2 rRNA genes are annotated in these 1678 nt (G+C 51.7%); both read left to right on the top strand.

The annotated features are described in order from the left end of the window. A 23S ribosomal RNA gene (locus tag BP68_RS19190) occupies positions 1 to 1370 on the top strand; the annotation flags it as partial. 121 nt (positions 1371 to 1491) lie between these two features. Next, positions 1492 to 1604, top strand: a 5S ribosomal RNA gene (rrf, locus tag BP68_RS19185). The last annotated feature ends 74 nt before the right edge of the window (positions 1605 to 1678 follow it).

Here is a 1678-nt window from a genome sequence, read left to right as displayed (position 1 = left end):
GATAACGAGTCTGCTTGCAGACGAAGTGAGTGATACCCTGCTTCCAGGAAAAGCCACTAAGCTTCAGCTATTGACGACCGTACCGCAAACCGACACTGGTGCGCGAGATGAGTATTCTAAGGCGCTTGAGAGAACTCAGGAGAAGGAACTCGGCAAATTGATACCGTAACTTCGGGAGAAGGTATGCCGCAAGTAGGTGAACTTGTACAAAGGGAGCCCAAAGCGGTTGCAAAAAATCGGTGGCTGCGACTGTTTAATAAAAACACAGCACTCTGCAAACACGAAAGTGGACGTATAGGGTGTGACGCCTGCCCGGTGCTGGAAGATTAAATGATGGGGTGCAAGCTCTTGATTGAAGTCCCAGTAAACGGCGGCCGTAACTATAACGGTCCTAAGGTAGCGAAATTCCTTGTCGGGTAAGTTCCGACCTGCACGAATGGCGTAACGATGGCCACACTGTCTCCTCCTGAGACTCAGCGAAGTTGAAATGTTTGTGATGATGCAATCTCCCCGCGGAAAGACGGAAAGACCCCATGAACCTTTACTGTAGCTTTGTATTGGACTTTGAACGGATCTGTGTAGGATAGGTGGGAGGCTTTGAAGTGAGGACGCTAGTTCTCATGGAGCCAACGTTGAAATACCACCCTGGTGCGTTTGAGGTTCTAACCTAGGTCCATTAGCTGGATCGGGGACAGTGCATGGTAGGCAGTTTGACTGGGGCGGTCTCCTCCCAAAGCGTAACGGAGGAGTTCGAAGGTACGCTAGTTACGGTCGGACATCGTGACGATAGTGCAATGGCATAAGCGTGCTTAACTGCGAGACTGACAAGTCGAGCAGATGCGAAAGCAGGACATAGTGATCCGGTGGTTCTGTATGGAAGGGCCATCGCTCAACGGATAAAAGGTACTCTGGGGATAACAGGCTGATACCGCCCAAGAGTTCATATCGACGGCGGTGTTTGGCACCTCGATGTCGGCTCATCTCATCCTGGGGCTGTAGTCGGTCCCAAGGGTATGGCTGTTCGCCATTTAAAGAGGTACGTGAGCTGGGTTTAAAACGTCGTGAGACAGTTTGGTCCCTATCTTCCGTGGGCGCTGCAGATTTGAGGAAGCCTGCTCCTAGTACGAGAGGACCGGAGTGGACACACCTCTGGTGTATCGGTTGTCACGCCAGTGGCATTGCCGAGTAGCTAAGTGTGGAAGAGATAACCGCTGAAAGCATCTAAGCGGGAAACTCGTTTCAAGATGAGATCTGCCGGGGCCTTGAGCCCCCTGAAGGGTCGTTGTAGACCACGACGTTGATAGGCTGGGTGTGGAAGGCGTGCAAGCGCTTAAGCTAACCAGTACTAATTGCCCGTGCGGCTTGACCCTATAACTTTGACTAATGCAGTCAAGACTGTTATGCCAAGCACGCAATCAAATACAAAACCCTGATTCCAAGACTCTATGAATTCGCAGCGCAGACATCAAACCTGCGCCGCAACAAGTTATGCCTGATGACCATAGCAAGTTGGTACCACTCCTTCCCATCCCGAACAGGACAGTGAAACGACTTCGCGCCGATGATAGTGCGGATCCCCGTGTGAAAGTAGGTCATCGTCAGGCTATTACAGCCCAAACCGCCCTCCAGCTCTATCGAGTTGGGGGGCGTTTTGCTTGGGGGATCGGGGAAACAGAAA

Source organism: Diaphorobacter oryzae DSM 22780 (assembly GCF_059568935.1).
This window is presented reverse-complemented; position numbering and strand designations above follow the sequence as displayed.